Here is a 23832-nt window from a genome sequence, read left to right as displayed (position 1 = left end):
AACAACCAACAACTAACCACTAACAATTAACAACTAACAAAATGTTTGATTGCATTATTGTAGGTGCCGGCCCAGCAGGAAGTACAGCCGCCTATCACTTGGCCAAGCGAGGACGTTCTGTTTTAGTGCTGGAAAAGGAATCTTGGCCGCGATTTAAACCTTGTGGTGGGGGGATTTCTCCTGCGATCGCTCAGTGGTTTGACTGTGATTTTACCCCCGCTATTTCGCTAAAAGTCAATAAAATTCGCTACACCTGGAAGAATGAAGATCCAGTTGAAGTTGATATAGATACGTCAATGTGGATGGTAAGACGCGATGAATTTGATGACTTTTTAATTAAGCAAGCTCAGAGCCTTGGTGCTGAATTTAGACCTTCTACTGAGGTTAAGGGAATTGAGTTTCAAAACTCTGCTTGGCAAGTTAAAACTAATGGAGAACCTGTTACAGGTCGCTATTTAATTGCTGCGGATGGAGTTAGCGGGCCGATGGCTAAATGGTTGGGATTTAAAGAACCGAAACGCCATTTGAGTGCAATTTTAGAAACAGCATCTACTACAACAGGCGATACTCTCAAATTTGATTTTGGAACAATTAAGAAAGGTTATATTTGGAACTTTCCGAAAGCTGGCGGTTACTCAGTTAGTATAGCGGCATTGAAAGGGGATGCTCCTAAAAATCTGAAAAATATTTTAGCTGATTACGCAGCTCAGTGCGGCCTAGATGTTAAAAATAGTCAGATTTATGAATATCCCTTGTCTGTGTGGGATGGCGATCGCAAGCTGCACTCTCAAAATGCACTGCTAGCAGGAGAAAGCGCAGTTGTGGGAGATCCCCTCTCTGGTGAAGGGATTCGCCCTTCAATTTTTAGCGGAGTAAAAGCTGCGATCGCCATTGACCAAGCTTTAAGCGGTGCTGGCGATGCTTTGGAAAAATATACTGAAGTTATCTCCGAAGAATGGGGAACTGATATGGTTTGGGCTAACCGTTTAGCTGGCGCATTTTATCAGTTTACTGGAGTTGCGTATAAAGCCGGTGTTAAGCTGCCAGTAGCTACCCAAGTTATGAGTAAGATCCTCTGCGGAGAATTGCGTTATGCCGATATCGCTAACCGTGCGATCAAACGGCTGATGCCATTTTAGGCCGCCAACTTAAAACTCAAAACTATTGTAGGGCGGGTTTTGTAAACACTTTTTCTAAACTCGCTAAATTTATCGGCTCAACCCACCCCTACAACTCAATATTTAAGTAAATCCTTCTTCCTTCTTCCTTCTTCCTTCTACTTATCAGCTCAACCTACCCTGAGAAAATCAAAATTATAGCAACCTTCTTGGCAGTTAAGAAGTTCTGAATTCCACCAAACTCGCTGATTCTATTCCCTTCTTCCCCATCTTTCTTTTCTTCCCCTAGTCCCTAGTCCCTAGCCCCTAGCCCCTAACCGCCGAAAGCGGTTGCTATATAAAGTCCTATGTTCGACGCTGATGACAATTTACTTTTATAAGGTAGAAGAGCCCTATGGCTGCTTTTCTAACTTTTCACCCCACAGCATTTACTTAAACGGTCAAGACTGGTTGACGGTAGAACACTATTATCAAGCACAAAAATTTGTTGGTAGTGTAGATGAACAATTAATTTATCTGATTCACGCCTCAGAAACGCCCCAGCAAGCAGCCAAGTTAGGGCGCGAACCCAGCCGACAACTTCGCCCCGACTGGGAAGAAGTGAAAACTGAAATTATGCGAGAGGCCGTTTTAACAAAGTTTATCACCCACAGCGATATCCAAGCTATTCTGCTGTCTACAGGCGATCGCCTAATTGTTGAGGATTCACCCACAGATTACTACTGGGGCTGTGGCTGCGATCGTACTGGCCAAAACCATTTGGGCAAAATACTGATGAGCGTTCGCTTAGAAATCTCCCAACGCCGCGATCGCGGTGTACTACCCCAATCCTAAACTTATTAGCAGAAGCCACAACCCAGAAAAATTGAGTTGAGCTAGAACCGCAGAATGAAAATACAATAAAATTAATAATATCAACAATTAACAACTTCCTCACCGTCTTAGCGTTTACGAAAATTAGCATTTTATAAATTTGTGTAAATAATTGTTAATTTTTCATAAAAATTAATTTTTTTTTGATAAAACTTCCAGAACACTCAAAATTTATAAGATGATAGAAATGAAGGGTTAGCTTGAAAAAATGCCTTTTTCAGTGCAGGGATCAAACATAATGCTAGCAGCTCATCGCAGGCAGTATTAAATTGTCCACTACCCACGGCTAATCTAACATCCAAAATAGTAGAGCGTTTGAAAGAGGTTAGTTGAATTGCGTAGGGCGAGGAATTTTTACCTCAGCGATCTACTTGAGTGACAAAAGTTAAAGACCTAGCTGTAGATGTCTCGCCAGCGCAAGCGTTGCCATCATTACAGTTATAACCGGAATCTCCAGGCGAGAAGAAAGATGAATCTGGTAGAAAATACACAAGAATTAAAGCAGAGACTAGACAGAGAAGTTTTACTGCGCCGAATCACCAAACGCATTCGCCAATCTTTGGAGTTACCAGAGATATTAATCTGTGCATCACAGGAAGTGCGCGGTTTTTTGGGAACAGATAGAGTAATGATTTATCGGTTTAATACCGATGGTAGCGGCGAAGTAGTTGCCGAGTCTATTAATAATAATCGCCTTCCATCCCTTAAAGGCCTAAATTTTCCAGCCGATGATATTCCTCAAGAAGCGCGAGAGATGTATGTCAATCTACGGCAGCGTACAATAGTTGATGTTAATTCCGGGTTAATGGGTTTGAGTCCGCTGGATTCTGCGGAGACAGGAGAATCACTGACAAGTGAAGAGATCAGGTATAGATCCGTAGACACTTGCCACGCGACTTATCTGAGGGCAATGGGAGTGCAATCCTCTGTAGTAGTTCCGATTTTATGCGATCTAAGCGAGCAAGAAATAACCGACCATTTAGGAATTTCCCAATCGCGAACTCAAAATTTAAAATCTAAAACTGAACTTTGGGGACTTTTAGTTTCTCACCACTGCGAATCGAATCGCATTTCAGAAACAGATTTACAGCTAGTCCAGTTAGTAGTCGATCAAATTTCAATCGCGATTTCTCATTCCAATCTTCTGGGACAAACTCGCGAACAAGCACTTCGTGAAGCTAAAGTTAACCGAGTTGCAACTCTTTTGCATGGTCAACCCACTATTCAATTGAAAGCTGCTTTAGAAGCTACTGTTAAAGATCTTCAAGGTGCTGGGGGTAGAGTTTATTTTAAGAATAAAAATCAAAAGGTTAAGGATAAAAATATATCGGCAACAGCCATAAATCCTGAAGGGATAAATTTCTCAGAGGATGACCTTCCTACTTCCTTTGAGCTGTTTACTTGCGGCGAACAGCCAAGTCTACCAAAATGGGAAAAAGAGATACCGATTGAAGAGCATCCTTTATGGCAGCAGTGGGCAGAAGCAGGCTTCAAAGCAGCAGGTTTCAAACAGATAAATGAGGTTTCCCAATTCCCAATTCCCAATTCCCAATTCTCAATTCCCAATTCTCAATTCCCAATTTTGATCGTTACGGATTTATATAAAGAGCCTTCATTTAGAGTATTAGTTCCAGCTTTTCAATCTACTCAAATTCGGGGTTTACTCGTAGTTCCGCTCCAATATCGCCAACACTTACTCGGTTATTTGACAATTTTTCGGAATGAAATTGAGACTGAAAGGTTATGGGCAGGTCGCTTTGAAAGTAATGTTAAACAACAGCTTCCTAGACAATCTTTTGAATTATGGCGAGAACTAAAAAAAGGTCAATCCCGTGAGTGGAATAGCCGTGAGATTGAGCAAGTGAAAGCTATAGGCAATCACTTTTCGATGGCAATTCAGCAGTACACTCTTTACAAAGAAGTTCAAAATCTTAATATTAATTTGGAACGTCAAGTTCAAGAACGGACTTCACAGTTGCAGCAGTCTTTGGAGTTGGCAAAGGTATTAGGAAGAGTTACAGACCAAATTCGCAGTACGCTGGATTTAAAAAAAATCTTGCAAACGATTGTGCGAGAAGTACGAACTTTGCTGCATACCGATCGCGTTGTGATTTACCAGTTTATCAAAGGTAGAGAAGGCGAGGTTGTAGTAGAAAGCATTGCCTCTCTCTCAGATATAACCCGCAGTGGGCGGAGTTCTATTTTAGGCATTAAAGCCCCAGAAAACTGCTTTCCAGAGGAGTCCGCGTGTCTTTATCGGCAAGGACGGGTGCAGGCAATTAATGATATTTATCAGGATGATTTAGCGCCTTGTCACCGAAAGTTTTTGGAGAGTCTTCAGATCAGAGCGAGTTTAATTGTACCAATTGGAACCGATGCTTTGCTGTGGGGGTTATTGATTACCCACGAATGTTCAGGGCCGAGAGTTTGGCAAAATTCTGAAAGGGATTTACTGCAACAGCTAGCTCATCAAGCTGCGATCGCCATCCACCAAGCAGAACTTTATGAAGCCAGCCAAGCCGCCGCTATTGCAGAGCAAGCCAAGGCTCAACAGTTAGGTAGGACTCTGGGGGAACTACGGCACACTCAAGCTCAACTAATTCAAACGGAGAAAATGTCGGGACTAGGACAATTAGTTGCAGGTGTTGCTCACGAAATTAATAACCCAGTTAACTTTATCTACGGTAACATTTCTCACGTTACTGAATACACTAAAGATTTACTGGATTTAGTAGAATTGTACGAACAGGAGTACCCTGCACCCAACGATCGAATTAGCGAACATACCCAAGCTATTGATTTAGACTTTCTGGCAAAAGATTTACCAAAAATTCTCGACTCAATGAAAATGGGAGCCGAGCGTATTCGCCAGCTAGTTCTGTCTTTACGCAATTTCTCACGCTTAGATCAAGCAGATAAAAAACCAGTTGACATCCACGAAGGTCTAGAAAGTACGCTGGTAATCTTGCAGCATCGGCTCAAAGCTAAGCCAGACCGTCCTGCTATTGAGCTTTTCAAAGAGTATGGAAATCTGCCGCTAGTTGAGTGTTATGCTGGTCTGTTAAATCAGGTATTTATGAATATCATTAGCAATGCTATTGATGCTCTAGAAATGGGGATTCGAGATCGGGGTATGAGGCAAAAAAACTTAGAAGATACCGGAATTTCGACTCAAAACTCAATATTTTTTACGCCTAATGATACGCCGGCTTACATTCGGATTCGGACTGAATTGACCGATCCTGAAACTGCGGTTATCTCCATTCAAGATAATGGTCAAGGAATTCCTCAAAATTTGGTTTCTCAGATATTTAATCCCTTTTTTACCACTAAGCCTGTCGGTCAAGGGACGGGATTAGGTTTATCAATCAGCTACCAAATTATAGTAGAAAAACACAAAGGTGTACTTAGGTGTATTTCTCAACCAGGGGAAGGTACTGAGTTTAGGATTGAAATTCCAGTAAATTAATGGCTAATGGCTAATGGCTAATTGCTAATGGGTAATTGGTAATGGCTATTACCCATCTCCCCTATCTTCCCTATCTTCCCCATCCTCCCCCTGCTCCCCCGCCCCCCTGCTCCCCATCTCCCCCCTCTTTCCCTAGCCCCTAGTCCCTAGCCCCTAGCCCCTTCTTCACGCGATCCACCCATCGTACAAATTTAAAACAGGACTTTTAGTAAGACAGATCCTAACGCTCCTAAAGCATTCATCCATCCTCCGCCACTGGTTTGAGGTTCCGTTGGCTTTTGACGGGTTACGATCGCTTGCTCTAACTGCTTCGACACTTCCTGACCTCTAGCATTTCCTTGAGAGGCAAAGAGTTGATTAGCTATCTGAGCATCCTGAGTCGCGCCTGGAAAGTCTCCCAAGTCAGCGCGAGACATACTTCGCGCAAAATACACTACTGCTAGATCGGGTTTGAGGCTGAGTGCTTGATTGTAATAATCTATGGCATTTCTGTAGTTTCCAGCTTTGGCTTCTGCCAACCCTAATCTATAGAAGTCCTCTGCTTCCCCGATATTGGTTGGCAATCCCCTAACTCCTAGTAATTGTGCATTACTCAGATTAATGCTAGCTAAATTGGCATTACCTAAATAAGCAGTTCTCAAATCAGCACCACTGAGATTTGCACCTGTGAGATTGGCACCGCTCAAGTTGACACCATAGAGGCTAGTACCGCTGAGGTTTGCGCCTGTAAGATCTGCACCACTAAGGTTAGCGCGGCTGAGATTGGCACCGCTCAAGTTAGCACCTCTGAGATCTGCTCCAGTCAGGTTGGCTAAAACTAGACCTGCACCGCTGAGGTCGCACTGAGAACACTGTCGGGTTGCTAGTAGCTGTTGTGTATGTTCAATATTCTCGGCAGATGCAGCAATGGCTGGGAAAATCGCGGTTAGCAGCGTTGCAGTTGCGAGGATTCTGAGTTTCATTTTTAGCCTCTAAAATCCAAAATATAAAATCTAAAATACTCTTAGTATCGCTTATTTGCAATAAAATTAAAACTAAAATTGCTAAGGAGTAATTTTCGCTTAACAGCTCATTACTCCTTAATTTACCACCAGTTCTTCGCAGGCTGCCAAAATAGAAGGGCAATTAGTCGTGAACTGTACCGTCGGGCATGGTTGCGCCCTTAAGATATACTCCACTGAGGTTGACTCCAGTTAGGTTTGCGCCTAGTAGGTTGGCACCAGTCAGGTCTGCGGCACTTAAGATAGCTTCAGTTAGGTCTGCTCTAATTAGGCTAGCTCCCATTAAGTCGGCTCCACTGAGGTCTACCTTAGTTAAATTGGCTCCGATTAGGTCAGCTTCGGTAAGAATTGCTCGACGCAGATTTACTCCGTAGAGGTTGACTCCGTGCAAGTCTGTCTGACATAGGATTGCTCTAGAAATATTGGCTCCGATGAAATTTGCCTGGGTGAGGAAGGCTCTGCTCAAGTCAGCTTTGCTAAGATTAGTACCGATCAGGTCGGCTCGACACAGGTTTGCTTCAGTTAAAATTGCTTCTGTCATGTCAGCTCCTCCCAGATCTGTACCGCTGAGATTGGTGTTGCTGAGATTGGCTTTGCTGAGGTTGGCTCTGTTGAGTTTGGCTTTACTCAGGTTAGCTCCGGTAATATCTGATTCGCATAGGTTGGCTCCAATTAGCTCTGCGTCACAGAGATACACCTCTGGTAGGTATACTCCACTGAAATTTCTTTCTCCTGTTGCGTATAGCCTCAGCAGTTCGTCAACGTTCATTATTGCTTCTCTATGTCTCATTGAATGCAAAATACTCTGACTGACGCGGCTTGACCGGATGAAAAAGTAAAGATTAAGATAGAGTTCGCTTCTGAGTTTACTTAAGTAAGTTGTGATTAATATCACTTATAACTGTAAGTGTTATCACATAATTTAAGAGTTGGCGATCGCACGTCAAAGGGTATGTATAAACGATACTGATAGTGTTGAGTTCCCATAAAGATGATGACACCTCAAGTCAGCGCTCCCCAACTCAGTATCGAGCAAATAGTGTTAGAAATATTTTCTACTCGGAGAATTACCCGTACCGATCGGCGGCGGTTGATGTCGATGTTACTGGCAAAAGATTTTCTGAGTTCTGAAGAACAAAACTCTATCAATCGGATGTTTGAAAGTCTGCGTCAGGGTGCGATTAGAGTTGTAGATTAACTCTGAGCTTTCTAGAATACTATCAAATACCAACGATCTTTTATTAAAAACAGAATTTTTTCCAAAACAAGAATGCAGGAGTCAGTAGTCAGAGATTAATAAAAATTATTCAGAATAATGACTTTTAAATTCTGCATTATTCCACAATTTTTCGATGAGTAGTTAGTAACAATCAATAAGTTTCGGGCGAGATACGCTCTTGGATGAGGTAATTGATATGGTGGGGGTATGCAAGATCGAGATCGCAGAAACAGCCGAAGAACTTAAGAGCCTATTAACAAAACAAAAAACTGCTAGTAGCTTTCAAAAAATTCAAGCCTTGTATCTGCTCAAAAGTTGTCAAGTCAAGACAGTAAAAGACTTAGCACTTACTATCGGAGTTGGTTTGTCAATAATTAAAATTTAGCATAATCGTAGAGGGACAAAATTAAACGTCAGGTGAGCGCTCCCACAAACAAGCCCGCAAACAAGCGATGTTTTTCAGAGCTAGAGATGGTTGGCAGCGATCGCACGCCCTACCACTAAGTAGAACTCCGATCGCTTGATTCTAAGTCCTGAATTTTTGTATTTTAACTGTCACAATATCTTTAAGAATAGATATAGCAACCGCCAAGGTGGTTAGGACATTCTAGTTTCCTCAAACCCTTAATTCTATTCCCTTCTTCCTCTTCTTCCCTAGTCCCTAGCCCCTAGCCCCTAGCCCCTAACCGCTGAAAGCGGTTGCTATAACTGCACATCAGAGAGTTTACGAAAACCTCTCTAAACTTAACCAACCTAGTCCGAGAAAGATTGACGCTATGGGATTTTTAAAGTTTTCACAGCCGTCGCTTCGCGCCCAAAGTATTGCCCGTCTGTTGGTAATGACATTGGCGATCGCGATCGCCACCTTCAGCTTCAGCTTACCACCACAACCAGCGATCGCTGCAAACCTCCCCGATCTGCCTAGCTCTAGCCAGCAAATATTACCTGCAAAGCTTCAAGTTGCACTTCGTAGTTCCCCAGATCCAGAAACTCACGGCAGTTTCGTCGCCGCAGCGGTAAAGCGAGTAGGGCCAGCCGTAGTCAGGATTGACACCGAGCGTACAGTCACTCGTTCCCTCGACCCATTTTATAACGATCCCTTATTCGGTCGCTTTTTTGGAGACGACTTACGCTCCCAAATTCCGCGCTCAGAGCGCCTCCGAGGTCAAGGTTCCGGCTTCATCATCGACAAAAGTGGGATTGTACTCACAAACGCCCACGTAGTCGATCGCGCAGATAAAGTAACAGTCACCTTAAACGACGGTACTATCTATACAGGAGAAGTACTCGGTACAGACGAAATCACAGACTTAGCCGCAGTTAAAATTACCGCCCCAAGTAGCAATTTACCCATTGCTAGCTTAGGAAACTCCGATGTTGTAGAAGTAGGAGACTGGGCGATCGCAGTCGGCAACCCCCTTGGATTTGACAACACCGTAACCCTCGGCATCATCAGCACCCTCAAACGCTCATCCGCAGCAGTTGGCATCCCCGACAAGCGGCTCGACTTCATTCAAACTGACGCAGCCATCAACCCCGGCAACTCCGGCGGCCCTCTCCTCAATGACTCTGGAGAAGTAATCGGCATTAACACAGCCATTCGTCCTGATGCAATGGGAATAGGCTTCGCCATCCCCATTAACAAAGCAAAAACAATTATCACCCAATTAGCCAAAGGAGAAGAAGTCAGCCACCCCTTCTTAGGCATCCAAATGGTCACGCTTACCCCAGAAATCGCCAGAGAAAATAACGCTGACCCCAATGCTCCTTTTAGAGTGTCAGAAATAAAAGGCGTACTGGTTATGCGAGTTATGCCTGATACCCCCGCTCTAAAAGCTGGAATTCGCAGTGGCGATGTCATAGTCGAGATTGACAACGAAGCTGTCACCAGCGCCGCTCAAGTACAAAACATCGTAGAAAATAGCAGAGTTGGTCAAAACCTAAAACTAAAAGTGCGCCGTCTTGACATAACAAAAGAGCTTTACGTCACAACAGCGCAACTTAAATAGCTAGAGAAGAGGGGCTAGGGGCTAGGGGCTAGGGGCTAGGGAAGAAGGGAAGAAGGGGTTAAAGGCTAGGGGCTGGGGGCTAGGGAAGAAGGGGTTACGATGCTCCGATGCTCCGATGCTCAGGGAAGAAAGGGGTTAGGGGCTAGAAAATAGGGCAAGAGAAGAAGAAAGCTGCTGATTTCTTTTAACCTCTACCTCTCTCTTCCCTTTATTTCCCTAGCCTCTCTTCCCTAGCCCCTAGCCCCTAGCCCCTAGCCCCTAACTTTTAATCTTCATCCTCATCAAAGTCATAGCCAATCATGTCATCATCCTCCATGATTGAAGAGATCGCATCCTCAGCGCCCTCTTCTAATTCATCATCAATAACGATCGCCTCCTCCTCAAAATCATCATCATCCTCATCATCGACATCAATATCGACATCAGCATCGTCGTCCGCAGCATTTTTAACATCAAAACTGCGGTCAGACGTATAAGCGCGGCGAGCAATGCGATCGTCGAGAACCACATCCTCAACCCCTTCAACTCCCTCATCAAATACCCCAGCATCGTAAGCTAGATCGGCATTCATAGAATCCTCATAGGCATTGAATCCAGTCCCAGCCGGAATCAACCGCCCGATGATCACGTTTTCCTTCAGGCCTCGCAGCCAATCAGACTTACCCTCTATCGCCGCCTCAGTCAACACCCGCGTCGTCTCTTGGAAGGAAGCCGCCGAGATAAACGAATCAGTATTCAGGGAAGCCTTAGTAATCCCCAGTAGCACGGGAGTATAATCCGCCGGCGCACCACCAGTAATACTCATCGCCTCATTCACCTGTTCCACCTGCCGCAACTCCACCAGTTCCCCAGGCAACATCGTCGTATCGCCACCATCATCAATCCGCACCTTATTCGTCATCTGGCGGACGATGACCTCAATGTGCTTATCAGAAATATCAATCCCCTGAGACTGATAAACCTCTTGCACCCCATTCACCAAAAACGCCTGTACCTGCTGGAAACTCTGCAAAGCAGCATCCCAAGTAGAAACCCCGCGCTCCTTGAGAGCCGAGAAGAAAATCTCCACAATCTCATGGGGATTCGCTGGGCCATCGGTCAAAGGATCGGCAGCCTCCACCCGTTGCCCCTCAGACACAACCACATTCTGACCAGGTAACATCGGATAATCTTCAATCCGACCATCATCCTCAATTACCTTCATACCTGCCCCGTCTTCATCCATATCGACTTGAGCAACACCAGCCCGCTTAGCCAAAATACAGGCTTCCTTTGGCTTCCGGGCTTCCAGCAACTCTTCAATCCGAGGCAACCCTTGGATGATGTCTCCCGTCTTCGCTCGTTCAAAGACCAGAATCACTAAGTTGTCACCCCGTTGTACTAAATCGCCATCTTGGACGTGGAGAACAGCACCATTGGAAACCCGATAAGGCCGAGCAATTCGCATCGTTAAGCGGTGCTTGGGAACAGCTACGGCGGATGTGGCCCCCTCTGCGTTCTCGCTTGCTATTGCCTCCACAGAAATCACCTGACCAGATTCCTCAATAAACACTCCGGGGGCAATTTCCGCACCGGCCACCACCAGAGAACCCGGCTGTATTGCCAGAGCCCCGGAAACCTCAATTGACATTAAATCGGCATCGCGAACGATTAAAATCCGGCGTACAGGTTCGTTACTGCGAGAACGAATACCGCGAATTTCCCCAGATTCCTTACAGAGAATTTCCGTCCGCGCCACCACTGCCCCCGGCGCGATGACATCGCCATCTTTCACTAACAAGCCAGTATTCGTACTGCCCTGAGTAGAATCTGCGATCGCATCTCGTCGAATCGCCAGAGATTCCAGAATCACCAGTTGCAAACGCATCGAACCCGGTTCTTCTTCATCGGGCAACAGTTCAATATCCGCAGCTAAATAGGGGGCATCGTTACCAATTTCTAGCACCAACTGCGTCCGCAATAACTCCAGGCCATCGACTGACTTCACCCGTTCCCCATCTTTATAAGGTAGGCGCTGTACGGCTCGTAGGGCAATGGATTCGCTGATCGCCGTTTGAGAAGGTACGCTGGGACGATCGGGTACGGGAAACTCTACTACTGGCCGCAATAATAAGGCTGGGCCCTCGGTAGTCTCCACATACTCGGCATATCTCAGTTCTTCGACAACCAGGCCTGGTATCACTTCCGTGCCGGGATTGACGATTTTGCCTTCTGCCAAAGCACCAACGGGGCCATCAATTAAATGCAGTTCCCCTGGTTTAATCACAATTTCGCGGAGGATGTCATTTTTCTGCATCACCTCGACTACGCCGTTAGTTTGACAGAAAATATCCTTGACGACTTCTGCCCCAGCTTCGACATATTGACCGTCTTCTACTAACAGCAAGGAAATATCCTTATTTACCTCGTGGCACTCTTCGGGAACCCAGAGTAAGGTGCCGCCTTTGACTACTTCGTAGCCCAGTTTTGCCTTACCGCGCTTGTGTACTTCCACACCGGCATATTTGATAATGCCCCCGGTGGCAGTGCGGTAAGTATCGTCCATTAACTCAGCGACAACTTCCCCATTTTGTACCTTAGAGCCGGGAGTAGCTAACAGCGAAAACCGCTGTACTTTAGAAGGGGCTAGGGGAGAGGGGCTAGGGGCTAGGGAAGAGGGAGAAGAGGCAGAATTTTCTTCTTCTCCTCCCCTACTCGCTAGTCCCCAGTCCCCAGTGCCTTCTTCAATGGTTTCAATCGTATAGTGGTCGCGGCCGCCGGCACTTTCTACTCGCACTTTAGCTCGGTCTAGGAGCACGGAAGCGGTGATAATTTCGATTTCCCGCTGGTCAGCAATCCGCACCAGACCGCCATGTTCTGAGACTAGCTTGGTTTGGGCCAGTACGCCGCCGGATTTAATGCGATCGCCATTCTTGACTGCGGGTTCTGCCGAGGGCGGTAAGTTGTAGGCTGACCCCGATAAAATCCAGATCAAGCCTCCCCTGGAAGCAATGCGGGTGGTGTTCCCTTGGCGGTCGGTTTTTTCTTCGGGGACTACGCCATCGAATTTGACCTCGCCAGCTAAATCTGTCGCTACGTCTTTAGTCACTTTTTCCGTAGTTTTCCGGGCGGCGCGACCGGCCAGAGGCACTTCTGCTAAGAAATCCCCTGGTTGCACCGTTGCCCCATCTTTGACCATCAGCGTCGAACCTTGGACGACAGCGATCGCTACTTTCTGGGCTTTAGCTTTTTTACCCTGAGAACCCTCAGCCCCCGTCAGCACTAACAGGCCATTATTTTCTGCCACGAATGCGTCTTCCCCGTGTCGGGTGCGGAAAGGACGGACGCGCAAATCCTGAAACTTGACCGTGCCTGCAAACTCCGCCTTTTCTTGTTTGGCAACTTCCCCAGTAAATACGCCCCCCGTGTGGAAAGTCCGCATGGTTAACTGCGTACCCGGTTCCCCTATCGACTGCGCGGCAATAATGCCGATCGCTTCTCCCAAATCCACCATCCCGGCGTGGGCTAACGACCAACCATAACAGTGCTGGCAAACTGACCGCGTTGATTCGCAAGTCAGGGGCGATCGCACCATCACCTCTGATAACCCACTTTTATCGATCGCGACGGCTAACTCTTCATCGCAGGCCTGATTGCGAACTGCCTGTAATTCTCCCGCTTGCACTGGTTTTCCCGTTTTCGGGTCGATCGCATCTGCTGCCAATACCCGCCCAAATAGTCTATCTCTGAGGGGAATCAATATTTTCTGGCCGTCAGACATGGGACGGACTCGCAATGCCCTTGTAGTCCCGCAGTCAAATTCTCTGACAATTACATCTTGGGAAACATCAACAAGGCGGCGCGTTAAGTAACCCGAATCCGCCGTCCGCAATGCCGTGTCTACTAAACCTTTGCGCGCGCCGTAGGAGGAAATAATATACTCGGTGACTGTCAATCCTTCCCGGAAATTAGTTTTAATTGGCAAGTCAATGATTTCCCCTTGCGGGTCTGCCATCAATCCTCGCATTCCTACTAATTGGCGGACTTGGGAGATGTTGCCCCGCGCCCCAGAGAAAGCCATCATATACACGGAGTTCAAAGGATCTGAAGCCCGGAAATTCTTCACAACTTCATCTTTAAGGTCTTCGGAGGTGCTATTCCAAGTATCAATTACTTTCTGGAACCGCTCTACCCCCGTAATTTCGCCCCTTGTATAGCGAGTTTCGGCTATGCGAATTTCTTCTTCGGCTGCTTCAATTAGCGATCGCTTTGATGGTGGCACTACCAAGTCATCTACACTAATAGAAACCCCGGCTTTAGTTGCATATCTGAAACCCAAATCTTTGAGGCGGTCTGCCAGAGTTGCCGTCCGCGCTGTTCCGCAGTGAGTGAATGACCAAGAAATCAATTTCTTGAGCTGACCCTTATCCACAACACGGTTGCGAAAAATCACTTTGTTGTCTGCCATTATCTTTCCTGTTATTAGTTGCTAATTGCTAATTGCTAATTGCTAATTGCTAATTGCTAATTGCTAATTGCTAATTGCTAATTGCTAATTTGGTACATATCAGTTATGAAATTAAATCTTTAACTCAAAACTTTTTCTTACCATTAGCCATTAGCCATTAGCCATTAGCCGTTAACCGTTAACAATTAACTATTAATTGCCGACTCAATTGTTTGGTGATAAATAATTCTCCCCGCTGTCGTGCGGATGTATTGAGAAAGCATCACCCCATCCTTGTCTTCCCTTACCCTACGGAATTTGTACTCTTTACTTACAGTACCGTTCGCCAAATTTTCAACCTTCGGATCGCCCTCCGCCTCCACATTTTCCACTGCACCGTCAAAGCGCACCCAGATGTAAGAATGGAGATGAATTACCCCCTGTTCGTAGGCAATAACTGCATCGTTAAAATTAGCGAAATAACGACCCGCCCCTTTTTGGGTCTGGGGATTCTCCGCTGTCAAGTAGTAGCAACCGAGCACCATATCTTGAGAAGGCGTTACGATTGGCCGTCCTGTCGCTGGTGACAAGATATTATTAGAAGCCAGCATTAGCAGTCTTGCTTCTGCTTGAGACTCTAGAGATAGAGGTACGTGAACGGCCATTTGGTCGCCATCAAAGTCGGCGTTGAATGCGGGACAAACTAAGGGGTGTAATTGTATTGCTCTCCCTTCTACTAAAATTGGCTCAAAAGCTTGAATTCCTAAGCGGTGAAGGGTTGGAGCCCGGTTAAGCAGCACTGGATGCCCTTCGATCACTTCTTCGAGCACGTCCCACACTGAAGGATCGCTGCGCTGGATCAACTTCTTCGCTGCTTTGATATTGTTGACTAATCCTTGACGGATCAGGCGGTGGATGACGAAAGGCTGGAACAGTTCGATCGCCATTTCCCTGGGTAAGCCGCATTGATGGATTTTCAGCTTGGGCCCGACTACGATCACGGAACGACCAGAGTAGTCAACCCGTTTACCCAGCAAGTTTTGCCGGAAGCGCCCCTGTTTCCCTTCAATGATGTCTGAGAGGGACTTCAGCGGGCGGTTATTTGCTCCCACTACTGTGCGTCCCCGACGACCATTGTCAATCAGCGCGTCCACAGCTTCTTGCAGCATCCGCTTTTCGTTGCGGATGATGATTTCTGGGGCGAGAATTTCTTGGAGTCGCGCGAGGCGATTGTTGCGGTTAATTACGCGGCGATAGAGATCGTTAAGGTCGCTAGTAGCAAACCGACCCCCATCTAGTTGCACCATCGGTCGCAAGTCGGGGGGAATGACGGGAACTACTGATAACACCATCCATTCTGGTTTTGAGCCAGTAGCAATGAAGTTGTCAATCACCCGCAGGCGCTTAATTAGTTTTGCCCGCTTCTGACCCTTTGCGCCGGCAATATCTTCTCGCAACTGTTCTGCTTCTGATTCTAAGTTGATGTTTTGCAGTAAAGTTTGCAATGCTTCTGCACCAATACCAACTTCTACGCCGGACAACTCCGAGTCTTCGCTGTAGAGTTGGTCTTCGATTTCTAGCCAAGCATCCTCAGCCAGCAGTTGTTTGTAAGTAAGATTATCGGCATTGCCGGCGTTGAGAACTACATAAGCGTTGAAATAGACAATTTGTTCGACATCCCGCAAGGGCATATCTAACAAAATTGCCATGTAACTAGGAATACCTTTGAGATACCAAACATGGGCAACTGGAGCTGCTAATTTAATAAAGCCCATCCGGTGTCTGCGGACGCGAGATTCAGTGACTTCGACACCGCATCTTTCGCAGACAATGCCTCTGTGTCTGACTCTTTTGTATTTACCACAATGGCATTCCCAATCCTTTGCCGGCCCGAATATCCGCTCGCAAAACAAGCCGTCCATTTCGGGTTTTAATGTTCTGTAATTTATGGTCTCTGGTTTTATAATTTCCCCTACTATTTGACCGTTTGGTAAAGTTCTTTCTCCCCATTGTCGTATCCGTTCGGGAGAAGCCAATCCAATTTTAACGTAGTCAAATCTTTGTTCTAATTTAGCCATATTTACTCCTTAAATTTGTTAGTTATAGCAACTGCCTTGGCGGTTACGATGCTCAGGGCTAGGGGCTAGGGACTAGGGGAAGAAAGGAAAGCAGGGGAAGCAGGGAATAGAATCAGCGAGTTTGGTGTAAATCAGAACGTCCTAACCGACAACAGCGGTTGCTATATTACTAAAAAACTCACAATGCTGTCCTCCCTCAAACTCTTAGTAACTTTAGTCGCTCAATTCTAGAAAGACAAGCGACTAAAGTCCCTACTACTAAGAAACCTAACAGTTAACAGTTAACAGTTAACAGTTAACTATTTTCTACATTTCGTCTTCAATTTCATCTCTAGAAATCGATTCGTAAGTAGGCCGAGAGGGCGATCGCCTCCCAAGAGCATCAGCCATCAAATCGACCTCTGCATCTCGTGAAGATCCATCCTCCGCAGTCTCTACCTTGTGAACTGCAATGTCCAAACACAAAGACTGCAACTCGCGCATTAGCACCTTAAAGGATTCCGGCGTACCAGGGCGCGGTATCGCCTTACCCTTAACGATCGCATTCAAGGCCTCATTGCGTCCCTGCATATCATCGGACTTCACAGTTAAAAGTTCCTGCAAAGTATAAGCCGCGCCAAAGGCCTCCAGCGCCCATACTTCCATCTCTCCAAACCGTTGACCTCCTTGCTGTGCTTTACCACCCAAAGGTTGTTGAGTGACCAAAGAATAGGGCCCCGTAGACCGGGCGTGAATCTTATCATCAACCAAGTGAACCAGCTTGAGCATATAAGCCACGCCCACAGTAATCGGGCGATCGAAAGCCTCCCCAGTCCGTCCGTCAAAAACAGTAGATTTCCCTGGATGATTTTCATCAAAAATCCAACCCTTACCCGTTTTCTCCCGCGCTTCCCGTAACTTGCCGTGTACGCTTTCCCGCGATTTCTCAGCCCCGTGCATTTCATCAAAAGGCACGATCTTAAACCGCAAGCCCAAATTCTCACCCGCCCATCCCAACAGGCATTCAAAAATCTGGCCCACGTTCATCCGCGACGGTACGCCCAAAGGATTGAGGACGATATCTACGGGCCGGCCATCGGGCAAATAAGGCATATCTTCCTTCGGCAAAATCCGAGAGACGATACCTTTATTCCCGTGTCGCCCCGCCATTTTATCTCCCACTTGGATCTTGCGTTTCTGGGCCACGTACACCCGTACCACCATATTCGCCCCCGGTGGCAATTCATCGCCCTGTTCGCGCGTAAATACCCGCACGTCCACGACGCGCCCCTTTTCCCCATTGGGAACTCGCAGAGAATTATCTCGGACATCGCGGGCCTTCTCCCCGAAAATTGCCCGCAATAACTTCTCCTCTGGCGGTTGGTCGCTTTCCCCCTTGGGCGTAACTTTCCCCACCAAAATATCGCTAGCTTCTACCCAGGCACCCTTACGGATAATGCCTTGTTCGTCTAATTGTCTAAGGGAATCTTCCCCCACATTCGGAATTTCGCGGGTAATTTCTTCAGGCCCCAGTTTAGTTTGTCGAGCTTCGATTTCATACTTCTCAATGTGAATGGAAGTATAAACATCTTCATAAACTAAGCGCTCGGAAATGAGCATCGCATCTTCATAGTTGTAGCCTTCCCAAGGCATATAAACTACTAAGATATTGTGACCCAGAGCCAACTCTGCCCCCTCCGTAGAAGAGCCATCCGCTAGCACCTGCCCGGCCACCACAAAATCTCCTTCATAAATCAGCGGCCGCTGATTGAGACAAGTATCTTGGTTTGAACGCTGATATTTCTGAAGTTCGTACTCGATAAAACCGGCATATTTTGCCTTAAAAGCATGGGGATTTTTGGAACGCAAATCGCTATAGTCGCGAATGCTAAAATGCACTTCTTCCTCAACGACACCGGGCTTAATGCTCTTGACAATAATCCGAGTAGCGTCAATATAGACCACTTCCCCATCAAACTTAGAAACCACCACCATCCCAGAATCTCGCGCCGCTTGAGCTTCCAAACCCGTCCCCACTAAGGGGCGTTCTGGCAACAACAAAGGTACTGCTTGCCGCTGCATATTCGAGCCCATCAGCGCCCGGTTAGCGTCATCGTGTTCGAGGAAGGGAATCAGGGAAGTTGCCACGGAGACAATCTGCACGGGAGACACGGCCACATAGTCTACCTGCATGGGAGTCGTAGTCGTGAACTCCTGACGATAGCGCACGGGTACGGAATCCCCTTGAATATTCCCCTCAGCATCAGTACGAATATCACCGGGGGCAACGCGGAGGTCATCTTCCTCGTCCGCAGTCATGTAAGCAGGGGCGCGATCGCGCAATATTCGCCCTTTTTCCACTGGATAAAACGGCGTTTCCAAAAATCCGTAGGGATTCACCCGCGCGTGAGTTGCCAAGGAACCAATCAAACCCGCATTGGGCCCTTCCGGGGTTTCAATCGGGCAAATCCGGCCGTAGTGGGAGGGGTGAATGTCGCGCACCGCAAAACCCGCTCTTTCCCTGGTCAAACCGCCGGGGCCCAAGGCTGAAAGTCGGCGTTTGTGGGTCAGTTCCGCAAGGGGATTAGTCTGATCCATGAACTGCGATAGCTGGGAACTCCCGAAGAATTCCTTAATTGCCGCTACTAATGGTTTGGGATTCACCAGGGAAGCAGGAGTCAGGGATTCAGCATCGCTCACAGTCATCCGTTCCCGAATGATCCGCTCTAAGCGGTTAAGTCCCACCCGGACTTGGTTTTGCAACAGTTCTCCTACGGAACGCACCCGCCGATTGCCTAAGTGGTCGATATCATCAGTAGAGCCGATATCAAATTCCAGGTTAATCAGGTAATCCACGCAAGAGAGAATATCCTGGGGAGTGAGCACGCGCATGGTGTCGGGAACGGAGAGGCGCAGCTTTTTGTTGAGCTTGTAGCGTCCCACTTTTCCGAGGTCGTAGCGTTTGGGGTCAAAGAAACGGGAGTTTAGCAGTTGTTCTCCCCCGGCGACTGTGGGCGGTTCCCCCGGTCGCAGTTTGCGGTAGAGTTCCATTAAGGCTTCTTCTTCCCCGAACTGACCTTCTTTTTCTATGGTTTTCTGGAAGTATTCGGGGTGGCGCAGAGCATCGAGGATTTCGCCATCAGACAGGCCCAGGGCCTTGAGCAAGACTTGGGCGGAAAGTTTGCGGGTTTTGTCGATTCGCACCCACACTAAATCGTTTTTATCCGTCTCAAATTTCAACCACGCGCCTCGGTTGGGAATCAGTGAGGCGTTGTAGCTGCGGCGACCGTTTTTGTCTGTTTCCGATTTGTAGTAGACTCCGGGCGATCGCACGATTTGGTTGACTATGACTCGCTCTGCACCGTTAATGATGAAGGTACCGCGCTCTGTCATCAAGGGCAAATCGCCGATGAAGACTTCCATTTCTTTGATTTCGCCTGTTTCTTTGTTGATCAGGCGGGTGGGGACGTACATTTGGACGGCATAAGTGCTATCCCGACGCTTGGCTTCGTCTACGTCGTATTTGGGGCGCTTGAGTTTGAAGTCTTTGCCTAAGAAGTGGAGTTCTAGTTTTCCCGTGTAGTCGGTGATGGGCGAAAAGCTGTCTAGTTCTTCGATTAGGCCCGATTCTAGAAACCAGCGGAATGATGCCCGCTGAATTTCGATCAGGTCAGGTAAGGTGAAGCTGGGTTGTGGTGTGTAAATCTGATTAGTCATGGGTTTCCTCAAACTGTGTGGCTCTTGCCTTTCTAAGAACGCCCTCACGGGACTCTTGTACTTGTCGTTTGTTGCTTATTGCTTTTTATGGAATATTTATATGTAGATTCTTGGGTAGCAGTTTCCCTGGCGCACCAATCGCCAAAACTGACAGCAGACATACTGTATAGAGATTTTCTAGACAATATGTTCGCTTTGCGTTCTATTGCTCTGCCAGTTTTGGGGAAAGCCTTTCCCAAATTGACTACTAAAATTGATGACATTGGTGTGATTAAATCCCGCAAGCGGAACTCGCGATTTTTGATATTTTTGAAGATACAGTGCCAATTCATTACGATCGCGGTTTCCTCTCTTTAAATTATAGGACGCAATTGCGATACTAGCAGGCTGTAGACCTTTTGTTCTTGGGGAAGTCGCGCCATCGACAATTTCTAGATTAATGCCCGTTTTACTCAAGGGCTGATTGCCGATCCCCAATCCTATATTCTGGCACTATTTGTGCTCTGATAGGTCAAAAAGCTCGCAGGCATTCCTGGTAGTTTGCTGGCAGAGAGTTTCTAAGGATACTTCTCTTAATCTAGCAACTTCCTCGGCTACGTGGCGCACGTAGGCTGGTTCGTTGCGTTTGCCGCGATTGGGGGCGGGGGCGAGAAAGGGGCAGTCGGTCTCGATCAGGAGGCGATCGCTTTTGACTTTGCGAGCTGATTCTTGAATTTGGACAGCTTTTTTAAAGGTGACAGTCCCGCTGAAGCTGATATAGAAGCCCAGGTCTAAGAACCATTCGGTTTCTTCTGGGGTTCCTCCCCAGCAGTGCATCACGCCTCGAACTGGCCCGGAAGTTTGCCAAAATTCTCGCAGCATTGCGGCCATAGGCGCGGCTGCGTCACGGCAATGGATGATGACGGGTTTGTTGAGCTTTTGGGCGATCGCCAGTTGAGAGGTAAAGGCTTCTATCTGTTGCTGAGCGTTGCTGGCTTTATAAAAGTCCAACCCGGTTTCGCCGATCGCTACTACTCTAGAGTCTGAACTAGCCAGCTCTAAAATTTGTTCTGCTGTTGATTCCGTCCACTTGTCGGCATCTAGGGGATGGAGGCCGACGGCAAAGGATACTTCCTCAAAGCGGTTAGCGATCGCCTGAATTCCTGCAAATTCTTCCGGCTCTACGCAAGAATGAACTAGACGGACTACTCCCGCTGCTCGCCACCGCTCTCGCACGGCTTCTAGATCGTCTTTAAACGTCTCAAAGTTGATGTGAACGTGAGTATCAATTAGCTGCACTATTTTTTTAGGAGTATGTCAGAGCTATCAATTAAAAATTAAAAATTCAATTATTTTTAATTTTTAATTTTTAATTTTTAATTGACAACTGGGGTCTGTTTGCGTTTGAGAGCCTTAGCCAAGCGAGATTTTTTGCGATCGCCATTATTGCGGTGTAGCACGCCGCGCTTTACAGCTTTGTCGATTTTGCTGAAAGCCTCAGACATCCGCTGCTGTACTTGCTCCATTGATTCGGGAGTGGGAGCGGCGGCGTAGGTGTCAACGGCTGCCAAATACTTCTTCATCAGAGTTTTGACAGCAGACTTGTAGGCTTTGTTTTCCAGTCGGTTGCGCTCGGCAATTTCGACTCGTTTGATGGCGGACTTAATATTGGGCATAGTCGGCAGTGATTTCTGGCTGGTATTGAATTAAAAATACAAAGTACCGGACAAACTAATATAACATCTATTCCCCTTAAATCGCGATTCCCCAAAAAATCTAGGTTAAGCTATAACAAGGATTAAGGGTTAGCAGAAGAGCGGGGACGGAGGAGAGCAGGGGAGCAGAGAAGCACAGGAGCAGATGTGAAAAAATCTCCCAGCTCCCTCTCCCCCTGCCCCCTCCCCTCCGCCCCCCTCCCCCTCCCCGCTCCCCCGCTCTTCTGGCGGGCAATTCCTACGGTAGGCATTCCTAATCTCCATGCTGCGAATCATAACTCAGTGGGTTGAAGCACAAGCTGAACTGCGACGAATCTGCGATCGCACCCACGACGACTTGGTTGTTCACAAAGAGGCAACGGTACGGGAAGTGCTGCAAGCCGTAAAGCGCAAAGGCGACAAGGCTCTGCTGCACTATACCGCTGAATTCGACCACCTTTCCCTAAATGTTGAAGAGTTGAGGGTGAGCGGGTCTGAATTGGACGCGGCCTACCAGCAAGTATCCAAAGAATTATTAGATGCAATCCGCTTGGCTTGCCAGCAGATTGAAGCTTTTCACCGACAGCGCATTCCTAAGTCATGGGTGCAGTTTGGGGAAGACGAGGTAGTTTTGGGCAAGCGCTACACACCCGTAGACCGAGCTGGGCTTTACGTTCCTGGGGGACAGGCGGCCTATCCCAGTACGGTGCTGATGAATGCCGTGCCAGCGAAGGTGGCTAAGGTACCGCGTATTGTCATGTGTACTCCCCCAGGGCCAGAGAAAAAGATCGCTCCTGCGGTGCTGGTGGCAGCCCAGGAAGCCGGAATCGAGGAAATTTATCGGGTGGGAGGAGCACAGGCGATCGCAGCTTTGGCCTACGGTACAGACACTATCCCCAAGGTAGATTTAATCACTGGGCCCGGCAATATTTATGTAACGCTGGCAAAGAAGCTGGTCTATGGGACTGTAGGCATCGACACTTTGGCAGGGCCCTCAGAAGTGCTGATTATTGCAGATGGTTTAGCCAACCCCGTATATGTGGCAGCGGATATGTTGGCTCAAGCTGAACACGATTCAATGGCAGCGGCAATTTTACTGACCACAGACTCAGTATTGGCAAGAAAGGTGGTGGCGGAAGTAGAGCGCCAGTTGGCGGAACACCCGCGTCGGATATTGACCGAAAAGGCGATCGCCAACTACGGTTTAGTTGTAGTTGTAGATTCCCTGAAAGCAGCGGCAGAACTATCTAACGAATTCGCTCCCGAACACTTAGAACTCGAAGTAGTCGATCCTTGGGCTCTCCTCGACCAAATCCGCCACGCAGGAGCAATTTTCTTAGGTTGCTCCACGCCGGAAGCTGTGGGAGACTATTTAGCGGGGCCGAATCATACGCTGCCCACTTCGGGGGCCGCCCGTTACGCCTCACCGCTGGGAGTGGAAACCTTTATGAAACACTCCAGCTTGATTCAATACTCGCCGACGGCGCTGCAAAAAGTGGCTAAAACTATTAATGTTTTAGCTAAAGCAGAAGGTTTGCCTTCTCACGCTGACTCGGTGCGGCTGCGAACTGAAAATATCGGGGATGAGGAATTTTAGTGTTTAAGACTATTTTGGTGGCTCTTGACGGTTCGCAATCTATAGACCAGGTAATGGTAGCTGTGCACCAATTTCGGTTAGAACCGGAGACGAAAGTTATTCTCTCTCATGTGGTTTCTTCGGCGGGATCTGAGTTTGAATTGATTGCTGACAAGCCCCATCTCAATTCTGAGGAATTACCGTATCGACATATTGAAAAGCTTCTGCAATCTTATCAGGAGAAGTTACCTTGCCAGAGTGAGGTAGAGATTGTGGCCGGGGATGCGGCGGAAGAAATTGTGCGTTTGGCTAATATTTATAAGGCTGATTTGATTGTGATTGGGAGTCGCGGTTTAACGGGTTTGAAGCGAATTTTGGAGGGTTCGGTGAGTTCTCAGGTGGTGGCGGATGCTGCTTGTTCTGTGTTGGTAGTTAAGGCCGTTTGAAGAAGGGGCTAGGGGCTAGGGGCTAGGGGCTAGGGGCTAGGGAAGAAGGAAGAGAGATGGGGGAGAGGGGCAGGGCGGTTTCATTCTCCGGTGCGATCGCGAAAAGTAAAAGCGATCGCGCTATCTGATAAGATTTTTAGCGATCGCTCTTCATATAATAGATATGGATACTCTAATCTCTTTTTGAAAAAAGTCAATGACCCACGCCAAACCAGCGGGAAAAGACATCCCTTATGGCTAATATTACT

At 47.3% G+C, this 23832-nt stretch carries 16 protein-coding genes; 9 read left to right on the top strand and 7 right to left on the bottom strand.

The genetic code is table 11. From position 1 onward, the window contains the following. Positions 1-41 precede the first annotated feature (41 nt). The 3 genes from OSCIL6407_RS0125815 (at position 42) to OSCIL6407_RS0125805 (ending at position 5460) form a co-directional block, all read left to right on the top strand. Positions 42-1139: a geranylgeranyl reductase family protein gene (locus OSCIL6407_RS0125815; RefSeq protein WP_007356018.1), complete on the top strand. Its 1098-nt coding sequence runs from the start codon at positions 42-44 to the stop codon at positions 1137-1139. 339 nt (positions 1140-1478) lie between these two features. After that, positions 1479-1952: an NADAR family protein gene (locus OSCIL6407_RS0125810; protein WP_007356019.1), complete on the top strand. Its 474-nt coding sequence runs from the start codon at positions 1479-1481 to the stop codon at positions 1950-1952. Between the two features lie 508 nt (positions 1953-2460). Further along, the gene (locus OSCIL6407_RS0125805; RefSeq protein ID WP_007356021.1) at positions 2461-5460 is read left to right on the top strand and encodes a GAF domain-containing sensor histidine kinase; all 3000 of its coding nucleotides are present in this window, start codon (positions 2461-2463) and stop codon (positions 5458-5460) included. A 191-nt stretch (positions 5461-5651) separates the two neighbouring features. On the opposite strand, the gene OSCIL6407_RS0125800 is transcribed toward OSCIL6407_RS0125805, so the two are convergent. Both OSCIL6407_RS0125800 and OSCIL6407_RS0125795 read right to left on the bottom strand, forming a co-directional pair. Beyond that, positions 5652-6422 (bottom strand): pentapeptide repeat-containing protein, encoded by a 771-nt coding sequence (locus OSCIL6407_RS0125800; protein ID WP_007358540.1) that lies wholly within the window; start codon positions 6420-6422, stop codon positions 5652-5654. A 163-nt stretch (positions 6423-6585) separates the two neighbouring features. Continuing rightward, positions 6586-7230: a pentapeptide repeat-containing protein gene (locus OSCIL6407_RS0125795; RefSeq protein ID WP_007358542.1), complete on the bottom strand. Its 645-nt coding sequence runs from the start codon at positions 7228-7230 to the stop codon at positions 6586-6588. Positions 7231-7452: 222 nt separating this feature from the next. On the opposite strand from OSCIL6407_RS0125795, the gene OSCIL6407_RS0125790 reads away from it, so the two are divergent. The 3 genes from OSCIL6407_RS0125790 to OSCIL6407_RS0125780 all read left to right on the top strand — a co-directional run bounded on the left by OSCIL6407_RS0125790 (position 7453) and on the right by OSCIL6407_RS0125780 (position 9689). Next, a complete protein-coding gene (locus tag OSCIL6407_RS0125790; protein WP_007358543.1) occupies positions 7453-7659 on the top strand; it encodes a hypothetical protein in 207 nt (68 codons plus the stop codon). 199 nt (positions 7660-7858) lie between these two features. After that, positions 7859-8065, top strand: a complete 207-nt coding sequence (locus OSCIL6407_RS0125785) for a hypothetical protein (RefSeq protein ID WP_148288934.1) — start codon at positions 7859-7861, stop codon at positions 8063-8065. 391 nt (positions 8066-8456) lie between these two features. Beyond that, positions 8457-9689, top strand: coding sequence for an HhoA/HhoB/HtrA family serine endopeptidase (locus OSCIL6407_RS0125780; protein WP_019487846.1), 1233 nt, complete (start codon positions 8457-8459; stop codon positions 9687-9689). 265 nt (positions 9690-9954) lie between these two features. Here the strand turns inward: OSCIL6407_RS0125780 and OSCIL6407_RS0125775 are convergent, their stop codons facing one another. The 3 genes from OSCIL6407_RS0125775 to rpoB form a co-directional block, all read right to left on the bottom strand. Next, positions 9955-14136 carry a DNA-directed RNA polymerase subunit beta' gene (locus tag OSCIL6407_RS0125775; RefSeq protein WP_007358327.1) on the bottom strand — a complete coding sequence of 1394 codons (4182 nt, stop codon included), beginning with the start codon at positions 14134-14136 and terminating at the stop codon, positions 9955-9957. 185 nt (positions 14137-14321) lie between these two features. Continuing rightward, positions 14322-16193 (bottom strand): DNA-directed RNA polymerase subunit gamma, encoded by a 1872-nt coding sequence (locus OSCIL6407_RS0125770; RefSeq protein ID WP_007355839.1) that lies wholly within the window; start codon positions 16191-16193, stop codon positions 14322-14324. Positions 16194-16499: 306 nt separating this feature from the next. Continuing rightward, positions 16500-19889, bottom strand: a complete 3390-nt coding sequence (gene rpoB, locus OSCIL6407_RS0125765; protein WP_007355840.1) for a DNA-directed RNA polymerase subunit beta — start codon at positions 19887-19889, stop codon at positions 16500-16502. 87 nt (positions 19890-19976) lie between these two features. On the opposite strand from rpoB, the gene OSCIL6407_RS34900 reads away from it, so the two are divergent. Further along, positions 19977-20246, top strand: a complete 270-nt coding sequence (locus OSCIL6407_RS34900; RefSeq protein ID WP_148288933.1) for a hypothetical protein — start codon at positions 19977-19979, stop codon at positions 20244-20246. A gap of 135 nt (positions 20247-20381) precedes the next feature. On the opposite strand, the gene OSCIL6407_RS0125755 is transcribed toward OSCIL6407_RS34900, so the two are convergent. Further along, entirely contained in the window at positions 20382-21167 is a 786-nt protein-coding gene (locus tag OSCIL6407_RS0125755; protein WP_007355841.1) for a TatD family hydrolase, read from the bottom strand. A gap of 77 nt (positions 21168-21244) precedes the next feature. Further along, a complete protein-coding gene (rpsT, locus tag OSCIL6407_RS0125750) occupies positions 21245-21544 on the bottom strand; it encodes a 30S ribosomal protein S20 (protein ID WP_007355842.1) in 300 nt (99 codons plus the stop codon). 301 nt (positions 21545-21845) lie between these two features. Between rpsT and hisD the strand changes: the two genes are divergently transcribed. Next, the gene (hisD, locus tag OSCIL6407_RS0125740; RefSeq protein ID WP_007355843.1) at positions 21846-23159 is read left to right on the top strand and encodes a histidinol dehydrogenase; all 1314 of its coding nucleotides are present in this window, start codon (positions 21846-21848) and stop codon (positions 23157-23159) included. Further along, entirely contained in the window at positions 23159-23584 is a 426-nt protein-coding gene (locus OSCIL6407_RS0125735) for a universal stress protein (protein WP_007355844.1), read from the top strand. Before hisD ends, OSCIL6407_RS0125735 begins: the two co-directional genes overlap by 1 nt. Positions 23585-23832: the final 248 nt, after the last annotated feature.

The organism is Kamptonema formosum PCC 6407 (genome assembly GCF_000332155.1).
In the GTDB taxonomy this organism is placed as follows: domain Bacteria; phylum Cyanobacteriota; class Cyanobacteriia; order Cyanobacteriales; family Microcoleaceae; genus Kamptonema; species Kamptonema formosum.
Note: the sequence above shows the minus strand (reverse complement) of the source record. Positions and strands in the feature narration are given on the sequence as shown.

What these genes read in the sequence shown, in the direction of transcription:
- OSCIL6407_RS0125815 (WP_007356018.1), top strand. Translation starts at nt 42, where the DNA reads ATGTTTGATTGCATTATTGTAGGTGCCGGCCCAGCAGGAAGTACAGCC.
- OSCIL6407_RS0125810 (WP_007356019.1), top strand. Translation starts at nt 1,479, where the DNA reads ATGACAATTTACTTTTATAAGGTAGAAGAGCCCTATGGCTGCTTTTCT.
- OSCIL6407_RS0125805 (WP_007356021.1), top strand. Translation starts at nt 2,461, where the DNA reads ATGAATCTGGTAGAAAATACACAAGAATTAAAGCAGAGACTAGACAGA.
- OSCIL6407_RS0125800 (WP_007358540.1), bottom strand. Translation starts at nt 6,422, where the DNA reads ATGAAACTCAGAATCCTCGCAACTGCAACGCTGCTAACCGCGATTTTC.
- OSCIL6407_RS0125795 (WP_007358542.1), bottom strand. Translation starts at nt 7,230, where the DNA reads ATGAACGTTGACGAACTGCTGAGGCTATACGCAACAGGAGAAAGAAAT.
- OSCIL6407_RS0125790 (WP_007358543.1), top strand. Translation starts at nt 7,453, where the DNA reads ATGATGACACCTCAAGTCAGCGCTCCCCAACTCAGTATCGAGCAAATA.
- OSCIL6407_RS0125780 (WP_019487846.1), top strand. Translation starts at nt 8,457, where the DNA reads ATGGGATTTTTAAAGTTTTCACAGCCGTCGCTTCGCGCCCAAAGTATT.
- OSCIL6407_RS0125775 (WP_007358327.1), bottom strand. Translation starts at nt 14,136, where the DNA reads ATGGCAGACAACAAAGTGATTTTTCGCAACCGTGTTGTGGATAAGGGT.
- OSCIL6407_RS0125770 (WP_007355839.1), bottom strand. Translation starts at nt 16,193, where the DNA reads ATGGCTAAATTAGAACAAAGATTTGACTACGTTAAAATTGGATTGGCT.
- rpoB (WP_007355840.1), bottom strand. Translation starts at nt 19,889, where the DNA reads ATGACTAATCAGATTTACACACCACAACCCAGCTTCACCTTACCTGAC.
- OSCIL6407_RS34900 (WP_148288933.1), top strand. Translation starts at nt 19,977, where the DNA reads ATGGAATATTTATATGTAGATTCTTGGGTAGCAGTTTCCCTGGCGCAC.
- rpsT (WP_007355842.1), bottom strand. Translation starts at nt 21,544, where the DNA reads ATGCCCAATATTAAGTCCGCCATCAAACGAGTCGAAATTGCCGAGCGC.
- hisD (WP_007355843.1), top strand. Translation starts at nt 21,846, where the DNA reads ATGCTGCGAATCATAACTCAGTGGGTTGAAGCACAAGCTGAACTGCGA.